At 66.2% G+C, this 893-nt stretch carries 2 protein-coding genes; both read left to right on the top strand.

The window, feature by feature from the left end; genetic code table 11:
- Nucleotides 1–234, top strand: a 234-nt coding sequence (locus ACXJLH_RS29265; RefSeq protein WP_457447988.1) for a hypothetical protein, incomplete at its 5' end; no start/stop codon positions are given.
- A gap of 386 nt (nucleotides 235–620) precedes the next feature.
- Nucleotides 621–893 (top strand): hypothetical protein (locus tag ACXJLH_RS29260; protein WP_457447986.1); only part of this gene is annotated, 273 nt, incomplete at its 3' end.

The following is an 893-nucleotide window of genomic DNA, read 5'->3' as shown; positions in this document are numbered from 1 at the left end:
ATTGCCGCCCAGGCCGCCCCGCAGCCCACCGTCAAGCTGGAACGCGTTGTCGTCACCGGCAAGGCCGTCCGCGCTGAAACTCAAGTGATCGCCCAGCTGCCGCGCGTCGTCGTGACCGGCTACGCCCAGCGTGAAGTGGCTCAACTGCCTCGCGTCGTGGTCATCGGCTTCAGCGAAGCCACGCTGGCCCGCCAGACCCTGGCTGCCGCCAAGACCACCGCAAAGCGCGGCTGAGCCGGGCGCCGTCTGAACATGCGAATGACGTCCTTTCCCACCACCGTCGAGCCGAGTCGCCAGTACTGCTGAGCCAGTACTGCCGACTCGGCTCGGCCCTCAGGGCTTTGCACCCAACCACGGGGCCCCATCGGGGCCTCGCGCGTTTTGCAAACCTCGCGCCAGACATCGACAAGCCGCCCAAGGGCGGCTTCTGCATGGGGGCTGCCGACACGCCTGCACCGACGATCGACCGTATTTCCCGCAGTTTGTCCGCCCCGCTTGCAGTTCATCCAACGTGGCTCGCGCTTGATCGCAGGCCCGTGGAAGAGTCGCTTCCCATTGCCGAAACTGACTCCATCGAACAAGCAATCACGCTTCTCGAACCCCACCGAACGGAGTCCATCATGAGCCTGCAAACTGCCTTCACCGCCACTGTCCTTGCCTTCTCCGCCATTGCCGCCCAGGCCGCCCCGCAGCCCACCGTCAAGCTGGAACGCGTTGTCGTCACCGGCAAGGCCGTCCGCGCTGAAACTCAAGTGATCGCCCAGCTGCCGCGCGTCGTCGTGACCGGCTACGCCCAGCGTGAAGTGGCTCAACTGCCTCGCGTCGTGGTCATCGGCTTCAGCGAAGCCACGCTGGCCCGCCAGACCCTGGCTGCCGCCAAGACCGCCAAGACC

The sequence above is a fragment of the Roseateles sp. P5_E4 genome (assembly GCF_054049255.1).
This window is presented reverse-complemented; position numbering and strand designations above follow the sequence as displayed.